The organism is Rhodococcoides kyotonense (assembly GCF_001645385.1).
Classification (GTDB): Bacteria; Actinomycetota; Actinomycetes; order Mycobacteriales; family Mycobacteriaceae; genus Rhodococcoides; species Rhodococcoides kyotonensis_B.
This window is the reverse complement of sequence record NZ_LVHI01000023.1, coordinates 551,236-568,799: the sequence shown is the minus strand read 5'-3', so window position 1 is coordinate 568,799 and position 17,564 is coordinate 551,236. Positions and strand designations below refer to the sequence as shown.

At 65.5% G+C, this 17,564-nt stretch carries 17 protein-coding genes; 13 read left to right on the top strand and 4 right to left on the bottom strand.

What is annotated here, in order from left to right; genetic code table 11:
* Window positions 1–7: 7 nt before the first annotated feature.
* Window positions 8–805 carry an ABC transporter ATP-binding protein gene (locus A3K89_RS18555; RefSeq protein WP_068428828.1) on the top strand — a complete coding sequence of 266 codons (798 nt, stop codon included), beginning with the start codon at window positions 8–10 and terminating at the stop codon, window positions 803–805.
* Here the strand turns inward: A3K89_RS18555 and A3K89_RS18550 are convergent.
* The 4 genes from A3K89_RS18550 to A3K89_RS18535 form a co-directional block, all read right to left on the bottom strand.
* Complete coding sequence (locus A3K89_RS18550) at window positions 802–1,905, bottom strand: alcohol dehydrogenase catalytic domain-containing protein (RefSeq protein ID WP_068429197.1); 1,104 nt, start codon at window positions 1,903–1,905, stop codon at window positions 802–804. The genes A3K89_RS18555 and A3K89_RS18550 overlap by 4 nt on opposite strands.
* A gap of 88 nt (window positions 1,906–1,993) precedes the next feature.
* On the bottom strand, window positions 1,994–4,672 hold the full coding sequence (locus A3K89_RS18545) for an MGH1-like glycoside hydrolase domain-containing protein (protein ID WP_068428825.1): 2,679 nt from the start codon (window positions 4,670–4,672) through the stop codon (window positions 1,994–1,996).
* A gap of 49 nt (window positions 4,673–4,721) precedes the next feature.
* Window positions 4,722–6,230 (bottom strand): aldehyde dehydrogenase family protein, encoded by a 1,509-nt coding sequence (locus tag A3K89_RS18540; RefSeq protein ID WP_068428822.1) that lies wholly within the window; start codon window positions 6,228–6,230, stop codon window positions 4,722–4,724.
* A 70-nt stretch (window positions 6,231–6,300) separates the two neighbouring features.
* Complete coding sequence (locus tag A3K89_RS18535; protein WP_068429194.1) at window positions 6,301–6,483, bottom strand: hypothetical protein; 183 nt, start codon at window positions 6,481–6,483, stop codon at window positions 6,301–6,303.
* Window positions 6,484–6,768: 285 nt separating this feature from the next.
* Here A3K89_RS18535 and A3K89_RS18530 point away from each other — a divergent pair, with 285 nt between their 5' ends.
* The 12 genes from A3K89_RS18530 to nuoK all read left to right on the top strand — a co-directional run bounded on the left by A3K89_RS18530 (window position 6,769) and on the right by nuoK (window position 17,563).
* On the top strand, window positions 6,769–7,152 hold the full coding sequence (locus A3K89_RS18530; protein ID WP_068429191.1) for a hypothetical protein: 384 nt from the start codon (window positions 6,769–6,771) through the stop codon (window positions 7,150–7,152).
* A gap of 223 nt (window positions 7,153–7,375) precedes the next feature.
* On the top strand, window positions 7,376–7,735 hold the full coding sequence (locus tag A3K89_RS18525; RefSeq protein ID WP_068428819.1) for an NADH-quinone oxidoreductase subunit A: 360 nt from the start codon (window positions 7,376–7,378) through the stop codon (window positions 7,733–7,735).
* A 40-nt stretch (window positions 7,736–7,775) separates the two neighbouring features.
* Window positions 7,776–8,330, top strand: coding sequence for a NuoB/complex I 20 kDa subunit family protein (locus A3K89_RS18520; protein ID WP_068428817.1), 555 nt, complete (start codon window positions 7,776–7,778; stop codon window positions 8,328–8,330).
* Window positions 8,327–8,980, top strand: a complete 654-nt coding sequence (locus tag A3K89_RS18515) for an NADH-quinone oxidoreductase subunit C (RefSeq protein ID WP_068428814.1) — start codon at window positions 8,327–8,329, stop codon at window positions 8,978–8,980. The genes A3K89_RS18520 and A3K89_RS18515 overlap by 4 nt, the downstream gene beginning before the upstream one ends.
* Complete coding sequence (gene nuoD / locus A3K89_RS18510) at window positions 8,980–10,296, top strand: NADH dehydrogenase (quinone) subunit D (RefSeq protein ID WP_068428811.1); 1,317 nt, start codon at window positions 8,980–8,982, stop codon at window positions 10,294–10,296. The genes A3K89_RS18515 and nuoD overlap by 1 nt, the downstream gene beginning before the upstream one ends.
* Entirely contained in the window at window positions 10,293–11,117 is an 825-nt protein-coding gene (nuoE, locus tag A3K89_RS18505) for an NADH-quinone oxidoreductase subunit NuoE (RefSeq protein WP_068428808.1), read from the top strand. Before nuoD ends, nuoE begins: the two co-directional genes overlap by 4 nt.
* Window position 11,118: 1 nt before the next feature.
* A complete protein-coding gene (nuoF, locus tag A3K89_RS18500; protein WP_068428805.1) occupies window positions 11,119–12,417 on the top strand; it encodes an NADH-quinone oxidoreductase subunit NuoF in 1,299 nt (432 codons plus the stop codon).
* Window positions 12,414–14,795, top strand: coding sequence for an NADH-quinone oxidoreductase subunit G (locus tag A3K89_RS18495; RefSeq protein WP_068428802.1), 2,382 nt, complete (start codon window positions 12,414–12,416; stop codon window positions 14,793–14,795). The genes nuoF and A3K89_RS18495 overlap by 4 nt, the downstream gene beginning before the upstream one ends.
* Complete coding sequence (gene nuoH, locus A3K89_RS18490) at window positions 14,796–16,043, top strand: NADH-quinone oxidoreductase subunit NuoH (protein ID WP_308115150.1); 1,248 nt, start codon at window positions 14,796–14,798, stop codon at window positions 16,041–16,043.
* The gene (gene nuoI / locus A3K89_RS18485; protein WP_068428799.1) at window positions 16,036–16,539 is read left to right on the top strand and encodes an NADH-quinone oxidoreductase subunit NuoI; all 504 of its coding nucleotides are present in this window, start codon (window positions 16,036–16,038) and stop codon (window positions 16,537–16,539) included. The genes nuoH and nuoI overlap by 8 nt, the downstream gene beginning before the upstream one ends.
* On the top strand, window positions 16,536–17,267 hold the full coding sequence (locus A3K89_RS18480; protein WP_068428796.1) for an NADH-quinone oxidoreductase subunit J: 732 nt from the start codon (window positions 16,536–16,538) through the stop codon (window positions 17,265–17,267). The genes nuoI and A3K89_RS18480 overlap by 4 nt, the downstream gene beginning before the upstream one ends.
* A complete protein-coding gene (gene nuoK, locus A3K89_RS18475) occupies window positions 17,264–17,563 on the top strand; it encodes an NADH-quinone oxidoreductase subunit NuoK (protein WP_068428793.1) in 300 nt (99 codons plus the stop codon). The genes A3K89_RS18480 and nuoK overlap by 4 nt, the downstream gene beginning before the upstream one ends.
* Window position 17,564: the final 1 nt, after the last annotated feature.

Sequence of the window (17,564 nt, the reverse complement as noted above, 5' to 3'; positions counted from 1 at the left end):
TCGTTCGGTGACCAACGACTCGATACCGGTCCTGCAAGCAGAGAACGTCGACCTCGTGCGAAACGGGCGATACCTTCTGCGCGACGCTTCGGTGCGCCTCGAACAGGGCGAACACTGGGTACTTCTCGGCGCGAACGGAGCCGGCAAGAGTACGCTGCTGAGCCTGCTGGGCGCATTCGTTCACCCCACGCACGGGAGTGTGCACGTCCTCGGTCACCGGCTCGGACGCGTCGACATGCGCGAGCTGCGCACTCACATCGGCCACGTCGACCCACGACTGCGTGTCGAGCCGTCGTTGACGCTGCTCCAGACGGTGTTGACGGGGATGACGAACACTCCCGATCTGGTTCCGCGCTGGTCCCCCACCGACGACGAGGTGGCACGGGCGACGTCGTTGATCAGCGCACTCGGCGTCACGCATCGCATCGATTCGCCGTGGTACACACTGTCGCAGGGCGAACGCGGACGGGCACTCATCGCTCGCGCACTTCTGCCGGACCCCGCGCTGCTGCTGTTGGACGAGCCCGCGACCGGTCTCGATCTTGCTGCGCGAGAACAACTTCTAACGGCGTTGGACGGCATCCGGGCCGAGCATCCCACGCTCTCGAGCATTCTCGTCACACATCATCTCGAGGAGATCCCGTCGTCGACGTCGCATGCGGTGCTGCTGCGCGACGGCCACATCATGGCCATCGGCCACGTCGACGACGTCCTCACCACCGAGAACATCAGCGAATGCTTCGATCACCCCATCGAGATCGCACGACGTAACGGGCGGTGGGTGGCCACCGCCCCAAGTCGCTAGAACGTGATGACCTGACGGATGGCGTTGCCGTCGGCCAGTTCGTCCATGCCGCGGTTGATCTCGTCGAGCGCAATTCGCGAGCTGATCAGCTTCTCGACGGGAAGCCGGCCTTCGCGCCACATCTGCGCATACTTCGGAATGTCTCGCGCCGGCACCGCCGAACCGAGGTAGCTTCCGACGATCGTACGGGCTTCGGCGACGAGTCCGAGCGGCGAGATCGACGACCGCGCATCCGGTGCCGGAAGTCCGACGGTGACCGTCGTGCCGCCCGGTGCCGTCGCGGCCACCGCTGCCTCGAACGCGCGCGCATTGCCCGCCGCCTCGATGACGACATCGGCCTTGATGTTCTGCTCTTCACGCTCGGCCGGCGAATAGGTCTGTGTCGCACCGAGTTCACGCGCGGTGGCGAGCTTGTCCGGCACCGCGTCGACTCCGATGACCTGTCCGGCTCCGACGGACACGGCCGTCAGAATCGACGCCATCCCGACGCCACCGAGACCGATCACCATGACCGACTGCCCCGGCGTGGGACGGCCCGCGTTGAGTACCGCACCGCCGCCCGTCAGCACGGCACAGCCCAGTACCGCAGCGACGTCGGCCGGAATGTCGTCGTCGACGGGAACGACGGACTTGCGGCTGACGACGGCATGCGTCGCGAATCCGGACACCCCGAGGTGGTGCTTGACCTCGACGCCGTCGCGATTCAAGCGCCGGCCGCCGTCGAGAAGCGTTCCGGCGTTGTTGGCGGCGCTGCCCGGGATGCACGGCATCTGGCCGTCGGTACGACAGCCGTCGCACTCCCCGCACCGCGGCAGGAACGTCATGACGACGCGGGTGCCGACCGGAACGTCGTCCACTCCCGCGCCGACGGCTTCGACGCGGCCCGCGGCTTCGTGTCCAAGGAGCATCGGCACCGGTCGCACGCGGTTACCGTCGACCACCGACAGGTCCGAGTGACACAGGCCCGCGGCCTCGATCCGCACGAGCAGTTCGCCCTCACCGGGAGGTGCGAGTTCCAGCTCCGAGATGGAGATGGGATGCGAGTCGGCGAACGGCCGTGAGCGTCCGATTTCTTCGAGTACAGCGCCGCGGATCTTCATGACCCCCACTCTAGGTGAGCAGAATGTCTCCAGGTGAGTGCGAATGTATAGCCCTCTATACATTCGCGCTCACGTGCGACGACGTCGCCTACAGCGGCAGACGCGGCCTCAACAGATGCGCGACGAGTCCCGTCCACCCGGTCTGGTGCGACGCCCCGAGCCCCTCACCGGTGTCGCCGTCGAAGTACTCGTTGAACGTCGGGTGCACGCTCCACAGCGGATCGTCGGTCGATTCGATTCGGTCACCGTCGGCCGGTCGTTTGCCGTCGACGGGGCGGAACAACGACGCGAGGCCGTCGTCGATCAGGTCGGCAGCCTCGGTCAGGGTGCGGTGATTGCCGGAGCCGGTGGGAATTTCGATCGTGAACGAGTCGCCGTAGTGCCGGCCGTAGGCGCGCAGCTTGTCCGCGAGCAGCACGTTGACCGGGAACCAGATGGGCCCACGCCAGTTCGAGTTGCCGCCGAACATTCCGGTTCTGGACTCGCCGGGCTCGTATTCGATCGACACGTGCCGTCCGTCGATCTCGTAGGTGACGGCGTCACGATAGGACGCCGACAACGATCGAATCCCGTACTGCGACAAGAATTCTTCGGAATCGAACATGCGGGACAGCACACGCTTCAGACGTTCGGGTTCGACGAGGGACAACAGCACACGTACCTCGTCCCCGTCCTTGCGAGCGAGCAAGGGGCTCACCATCTCCGGCCTGCGCTGCTGAACCCACCGCAATCGAGCGGTCAGATCAGGACATTCCTTCTCGACCCACGACGGAATCTCCGTGGCGCCGAGGATCGGCAGCAGACCGACCATCGATCGCACACGCATCGGCGTCGCATCGCCCTCGGGCGGTACGAGAACGTCGTAGAAGAAACCGTCCTCGTCGTGCCACAGCGAAATATGTTGTGAGCCGAACGATTTGACCGCACGGGCAATCGACAGGAAGTGCGCGAAGAACTTGGTGGCGGCGTCGTCCCACGCGCGGTCGTGTCGTGCCAGTTCGAGCGCGATCTTGAACATCTGCTGGCAGTAGAACGCCATCCAACTCGTCGCGTCGGACTGCTCGAGCCGGAACCCGGGAGGCAACGGCGCGGACCTGTTGAACAGACCGATGTTGTCCATTCCGAGGAACCCGCCCTCGAAGATGTTCGACCCCTCCGAGTCCTTGCGATTGACCCACCACGCGAAGTTGAGCAGCAACTTCGTGAAGACCCGTACGAGAAACTCGCGATCGCGGTAGCCGTCGATACGGTAGACATGCCATGCCGCCCATGCGTGTACGGGCGGGTTGACGTCGCCGAATTCCCACTCGTACGCCGGCAGTTGGCCGTTGGGATGCATCGACCATTCGCGGCACATGAGTACGAGCTGTTCCTTCGCGAAATCCGGATCGACGTGCGCGAGCGGAATGGTGTGAAAAGCCAAGTCCCACGCGGCGAACCACGGGTACTCCCACTCGTCTGGCATCGAGATCACGTCCGCCAGGGCAAGATGCTGCCAGCGCGAGTTACGCGCGCCGGTGCCGCGGCGTGCCTCGGGAGAGGGCTCGCCGACCTTGTCTCCCTCGATCCATTGCTCGACGTCGTACCGATACAACTGCTTCGTCCAGAGCAGACCGGCGTACGCGCGACGCGCCACGTGGCGGTCGTCGTCGGAGAGGTCGGGCCCGATGACGGCGCGATAGAACTCGTCCGCATCGGCGCGCCGGTCGGCGACGACGGCGTCGAACCCGCGGCCGAACGTCTGCTCGTCCGGGGCGGCGGTCGACAAGCGCAACTTGACCTCACGCGTCTCTCCGGGTGCGACGTCGTCGAGGCTGTACCAGAACGCCGATTTCGTCCCGGTCTGCGCGGGATCGACCGCGCTCTCGTCCCCGTCGACGACGCGTCGGCCGATTCCGTCCTTGCTGTAAGCGCTTCGGTTCTCCTGCCCCCACAAGGCGGCCGCATTGGTGTCGTTGTCGCAGAACAGAACCCGAGGTCGACCCTCGGCGGCGAGGTAGTAGCGGCCGAGAAATCCGTGCTGCGCCTCCACTGCTCGTACGGCCCCGGACTGCAGATGCGACGGATCGACCTCGTCGAGCGTGCCGCGGCGCTCGTCGCGTCCCCACGCCCACGTGTTTCGGAACCAGAGGTGCGGCAGCAGGTCGACCGACGCCGCATCCGGTCCGTGGTTGGTCACCGAGATGACGATGCAGATGTCGTCGGGCGACGCCTTCGCGTACGTCACCTGCACGTCGAAGAATCGGTTCTCGTCGAGAATTCCGGTGTCGGACAGCTCGTATTCGCGATCGTCCCGTCCGCGGCTCGCGTTCTCCTCACGCAACTGCCGGTAGGGGTACTCGGCCTGCGGGTAGCGGTAGAGCCACTGCATCCAACTGTGCGTCGGGGTGCCGTCGACGACCCACCAGTACTCCTTGGCGTCCTCCCCGTGGTTGCCCTCGCCGTTGGTCAGACCGAACAGGCGCTCCTTCAGAATGGGGTCCTTGCGATTCCACAGCGCGAACGCGAAGTTGAGGAATCCGAAGCGATCGCTGATCCCGCCGAGCCCGTCCTCGCCCCATCGATACGCCCGAAGGTGCGATTGGTCGAACGGAAACGACTGCCACGCGTCGCCATCGGCCGAATAGTCCTCTCGGACAGTGCCCCATTGACGTCCGGCGAGGTACGGACCCCACTGGCGCCACGGCCCGCTCACCCCGGGCGATTCTGCGAGACGTGCATGCTCGGCGGAGGGCGGTGCGGCAGGAGAGTCAGCGGCGTCTGTCACGCGTCCAGTGTGCTATCTCGACGTCTCGATCGCACGCCGACCCGATCGCTCAGGCCCCGAACCACCTTGCCGCCGCTGGTGAGACGTTGTGCCACACGTGTTTCGCTTCCCGGTACTCCGCCAGACCGGCCGGACCCAGTTCGCGACCGGTGCCCGAGCGTTTGAACCCACCCCACTCGGCCGCGGGAGTGTAGACCCCGAAGTCGTTGAGCCACACCGTTCCATGCCTCAGCCCTCGCACGAGGCGTTCGCCGCGGGCAGGATCCGCCGTACGAACACCCGCTGCGAGACCGTACTTCGTGTCGTTCCCGAGTCGGAGCGCCTCGTCCTCGGTGGAGAAACGTTCGACGGTCAGAATCGGTCCGAACGTCTCTTCCTGCACGATGCGCATCGTACGGTCGCACCTGTCGAAGATCGTCGGCAGGAAGTAACTGCCGTCGGCAAGCGCCTTCTCGTCCGGCCGCGATCCACCGACGACGAGTTCGGCCCCCTCCTGCACTCCGAGGGCGACGTAGTTCTCGACCTTCGTGCGATGCGCTTCGGACACGAGCGGGCCGGTTTCACTGGTCGGATCCAGACCAGGACCGACCTTGATCCGGCGTGCCCGTTCGACGAGCGATGCGACGACGCGGTCGGCGATGCTGTCCTCGACTATCAGCCGTGTCCCCGCGGAACATACTTGCCCGGAATGCAGGAACGCACCGGTGAGCACGTGATCGACCGAAGTCGAGAAGGATTCGGGATCCGACGCCGCATCGGCGAACACGATGTGGGGGTTCTTCCCGCCCAACTCGAGAGCGACTTTCGTGACGTTCTCGGCAGCCGCGACGGCGATCGCGCGACCGGTGGCGAGTCCGCCGGTGAACGAGATGAAGTCGACGTCGGAATTCGACGTGAGTGCGTCGCCGATGTCGGCGCCGCTCCCCTGCACCAGAGCGACCACACCGTCCGGCACGCCCGCTTCCTGCAGGAGACGGACGAACGCGATGGTGCTGAGCGGTGTCACCTCGCTGGGTTTGAGCACCATCGTGCATCCCGCCGCGAGCGCGGGCGCGACCTTCCAGGAGATCTGCAGGAGCGGGTAGTTCCACGGCGCGATCATCACGCATACGCCGATCGGCTCGTGGACCACTCGCGAGACGACGTCGGTGCGCCCGACGTCGACCGACCGATCGGGGTCGACGCGCGCGAGGCCCGCGTAGTAACGGAAGACCGACGTGACGTCGTCGATGTCGATACGACTCTCGGCCAAGGTCTTGCCGGTGTCGATCGTCTCGATCCGGGCGAGCTGTTCCCTGTCCCGCTGCAGCAGATCGGCCACCCTCGACAACAGCAGCGCTCTCTTCGACGCGGATCCGGCGGCCCAGGCGCCGTCGTCGAACGTTCGGCGTGCCGCCGCTACGGCGCGACGCGCGTCGTCCGGCGAGGCTTCGTCGACCGCGACCACAACGCGACCGGTTGCGGGATCGACGACATCACGTATCCGGCCGTCCGACGCACCCGACCACGTTCCGTCGATGAACAGCGAGGGTCGAAGATGCTCGAACTCGTGTGCCACGTTGCGCCTTTCGCCGGGAGTCGATCGCACTCACGGTAGGCCACCGGCGGTCCGGTAGTGGACGACGGAGTCAGGAACAGGCTGCGAGCAGCGTCGCGACGTCGGCGTCGTGCAGTCCCTCGGGCGGCGAATCCTGCAGCAGGATCTCGCGGAGCCGAGTGACGAAGCCCTCCCGGCTGATGCCGAATTCGGTGAGCACGTCGTCGTCCGGTCCGTCGACGTGCGGGAACTGTCCGGTCTCGAGATCGAGCATTCGCATTCCTTCGACGCCTCGTCGGTCAGGTGACCCCGGGGCGGTATCGAGTCGGGGGTTGCCGATGCCGCACTCCGGAGTCGAGAAGTTCATCGACCCCTCCGCACCCGACGTTACAGATGCCCGCCAAGTGGAACGATCACGAAAATGACACGAAACGGATGCATCCCGGTTTCGGCGTGCAGTTCTCGTCGTGTCCACCCTCGCGTCACACCGAGTTTCACCGACCGACCGCTGTGGTCATTCGGCGACGCGACCGGGAAAAGAGGACGTAGCATCCCACTCGTGACCGCCCCGTTGCGCATCCTCGTCTACAGCAGCAACACGAACACGCGCGCGGACGTGACGACGGCAATCGGAACCCACCCGAACCCGTCGCTGCCCGCGTTGGAGTACATCGAGGTCGCCAGTCGGCCGATGGTGGTGCACTACCTCGACCGCGGGGGCATAGACCTCGCGATTCTCGACGGCGAAGCGGCACCCGCAGGCGGGATGGGCGTCGCGAAGGAGTTGAGGGACGAGCTCACCGACTGTCCCCCACTCGTCGTTCTGACGGGTCGTCCCGACGACGCATGGCTCGCGGAGTGGTCCGGAGCCGAAGCGGCGGTTCCGCATCCGATCGATCCCTTCGTGCTCACCGAGACGGTCGTCGGCCTACTGAGCCACTGACCGAAAGCCTTTATCGGCAAACGTTTCCCGGTTCGAGCGCACCTCACTGGATACAAGATCGACTTTCACGCCCGACACACCTGTCTCGCACACCGAAAATCGAGACAACTCGGGGTGCAACACCGGTAGGCTGTGTTTCAGTTCACATTTTCTAACGGTCGAGTAACTCTCGCCGACAGCGTCAGCACTGCCCACAAGGCACGACGACAGAGGTGACACGCAGATGAACGAGTACATCCCCGTTCTCGCCCTGGGTGCAGTCGCTGTCGTGTTCGCGGCCGTGTCCGTGGTCGTCGCTGCAGTCGTCGGACCGAAGCGATACAACCGGGCCAAGCTCGACGCCTACGAATGCGGCATCGAACCGACTGCGCAGCCGATGGGCGCCGGTCGCTACCCCGTCAAGTTCTACCTGACGGCCATGCTGTTCATCATCTTCGACATCGAGATCGTCTTTCTGTACCCATGGGCGGTTCATTTCGACGCGCTGGGCCTGTTCGGGCTCCTGGCCATGGGGATGTTCATCGTCAGCGCCGCGGTGGCGTACGCCTACGAGTGGCGACGGGGCGGCCTGAGCTGGGACTGAACGCCTTCCGATCACCACGCACCGAGCAGGAGGATCTGATATGGGTCTCGAGGAGAAGCTGCCGAGCGGCTTCCTGCTGAGCACTGTCGAGTCTCTCGCCGGCTACGTGCGAAAGGGATCGCTGTGGCCCGCGACGTTCGGTCTCGCCTGTTGCGCAATCGAGATGATGGCGACCAGTTCCGGTCGCTTCGACATCGCGAGATTCGGCATGGAGGCGTTCCGCGCCTCACCGCGGCAGGCGGATCTGATGATCGTCGCGGGCCGCGTCAGTCAGAAAATGGCCCCGGTGCTGCGCCAGATCTACGACCAGATGGCCGAGCCCAAATGGGTTCTCGCCATGGGTGTCTGCGCGTCGTCGGGCGGAATGTTCAACAACTACGCCATCGTCCAGGGCGTCGATCACGTGGTTCCCGTCGACATCTACCTGCCGGGATGCCCGCCGCGGCCCGAGATGCTGTTGAACGCGATCCTGATGCTGCACGAGAAGATCCAGGACATGCCGTTGGGCGCCGACCGCGACACCGTCGCGCGCGCAGCCGAGGCCGCCGCGCTGGCGTCGAAGCCCACGATCGAGTCGAAGGGGCTGCTGCGGTGACGGCCGATCGACGAGGAATGTTCGGTGTTCGCGGTACCGGTGACACATCTGGATACGGAAGACTGGTACGGCCGACACACGTGGTGGGCAGCTCCGCCCGACCGTACGGCAGCTACTTCGATTCCGTTGCAGACGAATTGGAGCAGCGCCTGTCCGAGCGTGGGCTGTCGTTCGACGACGCCATCGAGAAAGTCGTGGTCTTCCGCGGACAGTTGACGCTGCACGTCCGACGCGAGCACCTCGTGCCGGTGGCGACGATGGTGCGCAACGAGCCGGCACTTCGCTTCGAGATGTGCCTCGGAGTGAGTGGTGTCCACTATCCGCAGAACTCGGGCCGCGAGTTGCACGCGATCTACCCGTTGCTGTCGATCACGCACAACCGCCGCATCAGGCTCGAAGTGTCGGTGCCGGAGTCGGATCCGCACATCCCGACGCTCGTGGGCGTCTACCCGACCAACGATTGGCACGAGCGCGAAACGTACGACTTCTTCGGCATCCAGTTCGACGGTCATCCGTCGTTGACGCGCATCGAGATGCCCGACGACTGGGTCGGCCACCCGCAGCGCAAGGACTATCCGCTCGGGGGAATTCCGGTGGAGTACAAGGGTGCCAGCATCCCGCCACCCGACACGCGACGGGGGTACAACTGATGACCGACATCGCACGACACGACAAGTCCTTCACCGTGTCCGGGCAGGACTGGGACGACATCGTCGCGGCAGCGGCCGAATCCGCAGGCTCCGCCTCGGAGGAACGCATCGTCGTCAACATGGGACCGCAGCATCCGTCGACGCACGGTGTTCTCCGGTTGATCCTCGAGATCGAGGCGGAAACCGTCACCGAAGCGCGATGCGGAATCGGCTACCTGCACACCGGTATCGAGAAGAACCTCGAATTCCGTACCTGGACACAGGGCGTCACGTTCGTCACCCGCATGGACTATCTCTCGCCGTTCTTCAACGAGACGGCATACTGCCTGGGCGTCGAGCAACTCCTCGACATCACCGACGACATTCCCGAGCGGGCCACCGTCGTTCGAGTGATGCTGATGGAGCTCAATCGCATCTCCTCGCACCTCGTGGCGCTGGCCACCGGCGGCATGGAACTCGGAGCCGTCACGGCGATGCTGTTCGGGTTCAGGGAACGAGAGCTGATTCTCGACGTCTTCGAGATGATCACCGGTCTTCGCATGAATCATGCGTACATCCGGCCGGGAGGGCTGGCGCAGGACCTTCCGGAAGGAGCCGTCGAGAAGGTACGTGAACTGACGAAGGCTCTACCGATCCGGCTGCGCGACATGTCGGATCTGCTGAACGAGAACAAGATCTGGAAGGCCCGTACGAAAGGAATCGGCTACCTCGACCTGACGGGCTGCATGGCGTTGGGCATCACAGGTCCGATGCTGCGCTCGACCGGTCTCCCCCACGATCTGCGTAAGTCCGAGCCGTATTGCGGCTACGACACATACGAGTTCGACGTCCCCACCGACACCGGCTGCGACGCGTACGGCCGATACCTCGTTCGGATCGACGAGATGAAGCAGTCGCTGCGGATTGTCGAGCAGTGCCTGGATCGCCTGCGTCCCGGCCCGATCATGGTGGAGGACAAGAAGATCGCGTGGCCCGCCGACCTGTCCGTCGGCAAGGACGGGATGGGCAGCTCGCCGGGGCACGTACGCGACATCATGGACACGTCGATGGAATCGCTGATCCACCATTTCAAGCTGGTGACCGAGGGCTTTCGGGTGCCCGAAGGTCAGGTGTACGTCGCCGTCGAATCTCCGCGCGGCGAGCTCGGCGTTCACATGGTCAGCGACGGCGGTACACGCCCGTTCCGAGTGCACTACCGGGACCCGTCGTTCACCAACCTGCAGGCCGTCGCGGCGACGTGCGAGGGCGGCATGGTCGCCGACGTCATCGCCGCGGTCGCCAGCATCGACCCGGTCATGGGCGGGGTGGACCGATGAGCGATCCTGTCTTCGTCCGTCTCGCGACCCCACCTGCGCCGTATCCCGACGACGTCCGCGCACGCCTCGACAAGGACGCCGACCGCATCATCGCTCGGTATTCGCCTCCCGAACAACCTGATTCGAGAATGGCGCGGTCTGCACTGCTGCCGCTTCTGCACCTCGTGCAGGCGGAGGAGGGCTACGTCAGTCCGACCGGGATCGACTTCTGCGCGCACCGACTCGGCCTCACCGGCGCCGAGGTCGCTGCGGTGTCGACCTTCTACTCGATGTACCGGCGCGAGCCCACGGGTGACTATCTCGTCGGGGTCTGCACCAACACGCTGTGCGCCGTCATGGGCGGTGACGCCATCCACGACGCGTTGCGCGAGCATGTACCCGACGACGATCCCCTGGTCACGGTGACGCACATCGAGTGCAACGCCGCGTGCGACTACGCGCCGGTGGTCATGGTGAACTGGGAATTCTTCGACAACCAGACGCCCGAATCCGCGCGTGCCGTCGTCGACGACCTTCGATCCGGCCGCGAGGTGGTACCGACGCGGGGCGCGTCGCTGATTCCGTTCCGTGAGACCGAACGAATTCTCGCGGGTTTCCCCGACGACCGGCTCGGCGCGGTGCAGGCAGGCGGACAACCGGGGGCGCCCACACTGGCCGGCCTACGCGTCGCGCGCGACGAGGGCATGACCGCACCCGATGCGCCCGAGGCGACCGACAGCGGATCCGCACCGCTCGGCTCCGAGGCCGCCGCCGCCGAGACGACGAAGGACAAGCCCGCACCTGCGCCGTCGGCATCGGTACCGCCGGAGAAAGGACGTTGACGTGCCATTGACTCCGGTGCTCAGCCGCTACTGGGACAGCCCCGAATCGTGGACGCTCGACACGTACGAGCGTCACGACGGTTACCGAGGCCTGCGTAATGCACTCGCGATGCCCGAGGACGACGTCATCGCTCTGGTGAAGGACGCCGGTCTGCGCGGTCGAGGTGGCGCAGGTTTCCCGACGGGGATGAAGTGGAGCTTCATCCCTCAGGGCGACGACAAGCCGCACTACCTGGTGGTCAACGCCGACGAATCCGAACCCGGTACGTGCAAGGACATGCCCCTGCTGCTCGCGACACCGCAGGTGTTGCTCGAGGGGATTGCCATCGCCGCGTACGCGATTCGTGCTCATCGGGCGTACATCTACGTTCGCGGCGAAGTGGTCCCGGTGATCCGGCGCCTGCACGCCGCCGTCGCCGAGGCGTACGACGCGGGCTATCTCGGCAGGAACATTCTCGGAAGCGGCTTCGACCTCGACGTGATCGTTCACGCAGGTGCCGGCGCCTACATCTGCGGCGAGGAGACCGCGCAGATCGAGTCGTTGGAAGGTCGACGCGGCCAGCCTCGCCTGCGTCCGCCGTTTCCCGCGGTCGCCGGGCTGTACGCGTGCCCGACGGTCGTCAACAACGTCGAGTCGATCGCGAGCGTCCCGTCCATTCTGCGCAGCGGCGCCGACTGGTTCCGATCGATGGGCTCGGAGAAGTCGCCCGGGTTCACGTTGTATTCGTTGTCGGGTCATGTGACCAGGCCAGGACAGTACGAAGCACCGCTCGGGGTGACACTACGAGAACTGCTCGGATACGCCGGAGGCGTGCGGGCAGGTCACAGTCTGAAGTTCTGGACGCCAGGAGGGTCGTCGACGCCCATCCTCACCGAGGAACACCTCGACGTCCCGTTGGACTACGAGGGCGTCGGCGCGGCGGGATCGATGCTGGGCACCAAGGCATTACAGATTTTCGACGACACCACGTGCGTGGTGCGGGCAGTACGTCGCTGGACCGAGTTCTACGCCCACGAATCGTGCGGAAAATGCACACCGTGTCGCGAGGGCACGTATTGGCTCGTACAGATCTATGCACGGCTCGAGACGGGCCTCGGAACGGCCGAGGATCTGGACACGTTGCTCGACATCTCCGACAACATCCTCGGCCGATCGTTCTGCGCGCTCGGCGACGGCGCGGTCAGTCCGATCACGTCCTCACTGAAGCACTTTCGAGACGAGTACGTCGAACACATCGGCGCACCGTGTCCGTTCGACCCGCACCGTAGCACCGTCATGGCAGGAGCGTTGACATCGTGACCGCCGTGACCGAAACCGTGACCGTCACCATCGACGGCATCGAACTGCACGTGCCCGCAGGCACTCTCGTCATCCGTGCCGCCGAGATGACCGGCATTCAGATCCCGAGGTTCTGCGATCATCCACTTCTCGACCCGGTCGGCGCGTGCCGCCAGTGTCTCGTCGAGGTGGAGGGACAACGCAAGCCACTTGCGTCGTGTACCACGACCGTGACGGACGGAATGGTGGTCCACACCCAGTTGAGCTCGCCCGTCGCCGAGAAGGCGCAGAAGGGCGTCATGGAGCTGCTGCTGATCAATCATCCGCTCGATTGCCCCATCTGCGACAAGGGTGGCGAATGCCCGCTGCAGAATCAGGCGATGTCGTCGGGGCGCTCCGAGTCGCGATTCGTCGACGTCAAACGCACGTACCCCAAACCGATTCCGCTGTCGTCCGAGGTTCTGCTCGATCGCGAACGGTGCGTGCTGTGTGCACGATGCACCCGCTTCTCGGAGCAGATCGCCGGAGACCCGTTCATCGATCTTCTCGAACGTGGTGCGCTGCAACAGGTCGGCATCAACGAGGGCGAGGAGTTCGAGTCGTACTTCTCCGGCAACACGGTGCAGATCTGCCCGGTGGGCGCGTTGACCGGTGCTGCCTACCGCTTCCGCGCCCGCCCGTACGACCTCGTGTCCTCCCCCAGCACATGCGAGCACTGCGCCGGCGGATGCGCGCAGCGCACCGACCATCGCCGCGGAAAAGTGTTGCGACGCTTGGCCGGTGACGATCCCGAGGTCAACGAGGAGTGGAACTGCGACAAGGGTCGGTGGGCGTTCACCTATGCCACCGAGCCCGATCGACTGACCACCCCGTTGATCCGTCGCGGCGGAGAACTCGTCCCGGCGTCGTGGTCCGAGGCCCTCGCAGCCGCCGCCGGTGGTCTCGCGTCCGCAGGCAGCGACGTCGGAGTGCTCGTCGGAGGCAGATCCACCGTCGAGGACGCCTACGCGTATTCGAAATTCGCTCGTGTCGCTCTCGGTACCAACAACATCGACTTCCGTGCGCGCCCGCACAGCCGTGAGGAGACGGAGTTCCTCGCGTCCCACGTCGCGGCCCGGTCGACGGACGTCACGTACAGGCGCCTCGAGCAAGCACCGGAAGTCCTCCTCGTCGGATTCGAACCGGAGGAGGAGTCGCCGATGGTGTTCCTCCGACTGCGCAAGGCCGTCCGCGCGTCGGGCCTGAACGTGTGTGCCATCGCGCCGTTCGCCTCTGCAGGCGTCGTCAAACTGGGAGCGCGGCTGATCCGATGCGTGCCGTCCGGTGAGGCGGAGGTGCTCGACGGTCTGGCGACATCGCAGGAATCGGAGATGACCGCGGCCCCGGGAACCGTCGTCATGGTCGGCGAACGACTCGCCGAATCCCCCGGTGCGCTCTCGGCCGTGGTCCGATTCGCTCGCGCGACAGGTGCCACGATCGCCTGGGTGCCGCGGCGTGCGGGTGATCGGGGCGCACTCGACGCCGGGGCGCTTCCCCTCGTACTTCCCGGCGGCATACCCGTCACCGACGAACGAGGGTCCGCTGGTCTCGCCGCGGCCTGGTCGGTCCCGCACCTACCCACCTCGGCCGGTCTCGACACGACCGGGATGCTCGACGCGGCCGCGTCGGGATCGCTGGGAGCGCTCGTGGTGGGTGGCGTCGAACTGGCCGACCTTCCGGATCCGTCGTCGGCGGCAGCGGCTATCGATGCGTCGCCGTTCGTCGTGAGTCTCGAGATTCGGCGCAGCCGCGTCACCGAACGCGCCGACGTCGTCTTCCCGGTGGCGCCCGTGAGCGAGAAGGCGGGTATCTTCCTCGATTGGGAAGGGCGTCCCCGTCCGTTCGACGTCGCGGTCGCCGGCACGCGTGCCGTCCCGGACGGCCGCGTGCTGCACGCGTTGGCCTCCGAGATGGGTACTCCGATCGGCCTGCCCGACGGCGCATCCTCTCGCGCCGAGATCGCGGCCCTTCCTGCATGGTCGGGCACGCGCCACGCGTCGCCGACCTACCCACCGCACCGAGCGCCGACACCCGGTCCCGGCGAGGCAGTGCTGTCGACGTGGCGCATGCTGCTCGACTCGGGCCGGATGCAGGACGGCGAGCCGCATCTCGCCGGCACGGCCAGGACACCGGTCGTTCGCCTGTCCGCAGGCACCGCTCGCGAGATCGGAGCATCGAACGGCGAGTGGGTGACGGTGACGTCCGAGCGCGGAGCGATCACACTGCCGCTCGCGATCAGCGACCTCCCCCATCGCGTGGTGTGGCTGCCGCGTCGATCGCCGGGCAGCGAAGTCAATGCGGCGTTGGCCGTCGGTAACGGTGCAGTGGTGCGGATCCACGCCGCAAGTGAGGTGACCTAAGTGATCGAAGGATTCGGCGTCGACCCCTGGTGGCTCGTCGTCGCCAAGGCTGTCGCAATCTTCGTGTTCTTGATCCTGACCCCGCTGATCGCAATCCTCGCCGAGCGAAAAGTGATGGCTCGCATGCAGAGTCGGGTCGGACCGAACCGCGTCGGACCTGGCGGCATGTTGCAGAGCCTCGCCGACGGCGTGAAATTGGCACTGAAGGAAGGCATCGTTCCGAAAGGAATCGACAGACCGGTCTACCTGCTGGCCCCCGTCATCGCGATCGTTCCGGCGTTCATGGCGTTCGCGGTCATTCCGTTCGGACCCGTGGTGTCCGTCTTCGGTCACCGAACTCCGTTGCAACTGACCGACTTCTCGGTCGGTGTTCTGTACATCCTGGCCGTCACGTCCGTCGGCGTGTACGGAATCGTGTTGGCGGGATGGGCATCCGGTTCGACCTATCCCCTGCTCGGCGGACTGCGATCGACGGCGCAGGTGATCTCGTACGAAATCGCGATGGGATTGTCCTTCGTCGCGGTGTTCCTCCACGCCGGGACGATGTCGACGTCGGGAATCGTTGCGGCGCAAACGAACACCTGGTACATCTTCTTGCTCTTCCCGTCGTTCGTCATCTATCTGACCTCGATGGTCGGTGAGACCAATCGCGCGCCGTTCGACCTCCCCGAGGCCGAAGGCGAACTCGTCGGCGGCTTCCACACCGAATACTCGTCGCTCAATTTCGCGCTGTTCATGCTCGCCGAGTACGTCAACATGGTGACCGTCTCGGCGCTCGCCACGACGCTGTTCCTCGGTGGGTGGCACGCACCGTTCCCGATCGACCTGTGGGACGGCGCCGATTCCGGGTGGTGGCCGGTGCTGTGGTTCACGCTGAAGGTCTGGGCGTTCCTGTTCGTGTTCGTCTGGCTGCGGGCGACGCTCCCTCGCCTGCGCTACGACCAGTTCATGAATCTGGGCTGGAAAGTGCTGATTCCGGTGTCCCTCGTGTGGATCGTTCTCGTTGCGACCGTCCGCGCCTTCCGCGTCGAGGGCTACGGTTCGTCCGCTGTCGCCCTCGTCGTCGCCAGTGCGATCGTCGCGGTAGCCGTGGCCTACGCCTTCTGGCGCAGGCGCGGTCGTGAGCCGGAACCGGCGCCTCCGACCGGTGAACTCCCCCCGTTCGACCCGATGGCCGGCGGCTTCCCCGTCCCACCCCTGCCGGGGCAGACGGTGCCGACCCCAGAGAAGGAGCGCAGCGATGCCTGATTTCCTTGGCCCCGTCGCAGGATTCGGCGTGACGTTCCGGACGATGTTCACCAAACCCGTCACCGAGTTCTATCCCGAACAGAAGGCGCCGACCGCGGCGCGCTACCACGGACGCCACCGGCTGAACCGGTACGCCGACGGCCTGGAGAAATGCATCGGCTGCGAACTGTGCGCATGGGCGTGCCCGGCCGACGCGATCTACGTCGAGGGTGCGGACAACACCGACGAGGAGCGCTATTCGCCCGGTGAACGGTACGGCGTGGTCTACCAGATCAACTATCTACGCTGCATCGGATGCGGGCTGTGCATCGAGGCCTGTCCCACCCGGGCGCTGACGATGACGAACGACTACGAACTCGTCGACGACAATCGCGCCGACCTGATCTACGAGAAGGATCGTCTGCTGGCGCCCGTCGAGCCAGGCGTGGAACCGGCACCACACCCGATGGCCGACGGCGCCACCGAGGCCGACTACTACCGGGGAGAAGTCCGGTGACCACGTCCACCGCCGAGGCCGTGCAATTCTGGCTCCTCGGCGGTCTCGCGGTTCTGGGCGCGGTGGCGATGGTCTGCGCGACGAAAGCGGTCTACTCCGCGCTTTTCCTCGCCGTCACGATGATCATCCTGGCGGTGTTCTACATCGCACAGGGCGCGATCTTCCTCGGTGTCGTGCAGGTCGTCGTCTACACCGGCGCGGTGATGATGCTGTTCCTGTTCGTGCTGATGCTCGTCGGCGTCGATTCGGCCGATTCGCTGACCGAGACGATGAAGGGGCAGCGTCCTGCCGCCGTCGCCGCGGGAATCGGCTTCGGACTCGTCGTGATCGGGGCCATCGGCAATGCGTCGGTGGAGTCCGGACGTCCGGACTTCGTCGGCATGGAAGCCGCCAACGCAGGCGGTAACGTCGAGGGCCTCGCGGAATTGATCTTCATCCGCTACCTGTGGGCGTTCGAACTGACGGGCGCGTTGCTGATCATCGCGACGATCGGTGCGATGGTGTTGGCGCATCGCGAGCACTTCGAGGAACGCAAGGGTCAGCGCGCACTGTCCGAGCAACGCTTCAAGGACGGCTCGCATGTGACTCCGATGCCGAGCCCCGGCGTCTACGCCCGGCACAACGCCGTCGACTGGCCCGCGCGGCTGCCCGACGGGTCCCCGTCGGAACTGTCGGTCAATCCGATGCATCGAGGGCACCGAGGCAATCCGGACGGGGGCGCATCGTGAATCCCGAGAACTACCTGTATCTGTCGGTGTTGCTGTTCACGATCGGCGCTGCAGGAGTGCTGCTGCGCCGCAACGCGATCGTCGTGTTCATGTGCGTCGAGTTGATGCTCAACGCAGCGAATCTCGCGTTCGTCACGTTCGCTCGCATGCACGGGAACTTGGAGGGCCAGGTGTTCGCGTTCTTCACGATGGTCGTCGCCGCAGCCGAGGTGGTCGTCGGCCTCGCCATCATCATGACGATCTTCCGCACCCGACGGACGGCCTCGGTCGACGACGCCCGACTGCTGAAGAACTGAC

Coding starts and splice junctions, on each gene's coding strand:
- A3K89_RS18550 (WP_068429197.1), bottom strand. CDS start 1,905: ATGAAGATCCGCGGCGCTGTACTCGAAGAAATCGGACGCTCACGGCCG.
- A3K89_RS18535 (WP_068429194.1), bottom strand. CDS start 6,483: ATGCTCGATCTCGAGACCGGACAGTTCCCGCACGTCGACGGACCGGAC.
- A3K89_RS18525 (WP_068428819.1), top strand. CDS start 7,376: ATGAACGAGTACATCCCCGTTCTCGCCCTGGGTGCAGTCGCTGTCGTG.
- A3K89_RS18520 (WP_068428817.1), top strand. CDS start 7,776: ATGGGTCTCGAGGAGAAGCTGCCGAGCGGCTTCCTGCTGAGCACTGTC.
- nuoD (WP_068428811.1), top strand. CDS start 8,980: ATGACCGACATCGCACGACACGACAAGTCCTTCACCGTGTCCGGGCAG.
- nuoE (WP_068428808.1), top strand. CDS start 10,293: ATGAGCGATCCTGTCTTCGTCCGTCTCGCGACCCCACCTGCGCCGTAT.
- nuoI (WP_068428799.1), top strand. CDS start 16,036: ATGCCTGATTTCCTTGGCCCCGTCGCAGGATTCGGCGTGACGTTCCGG.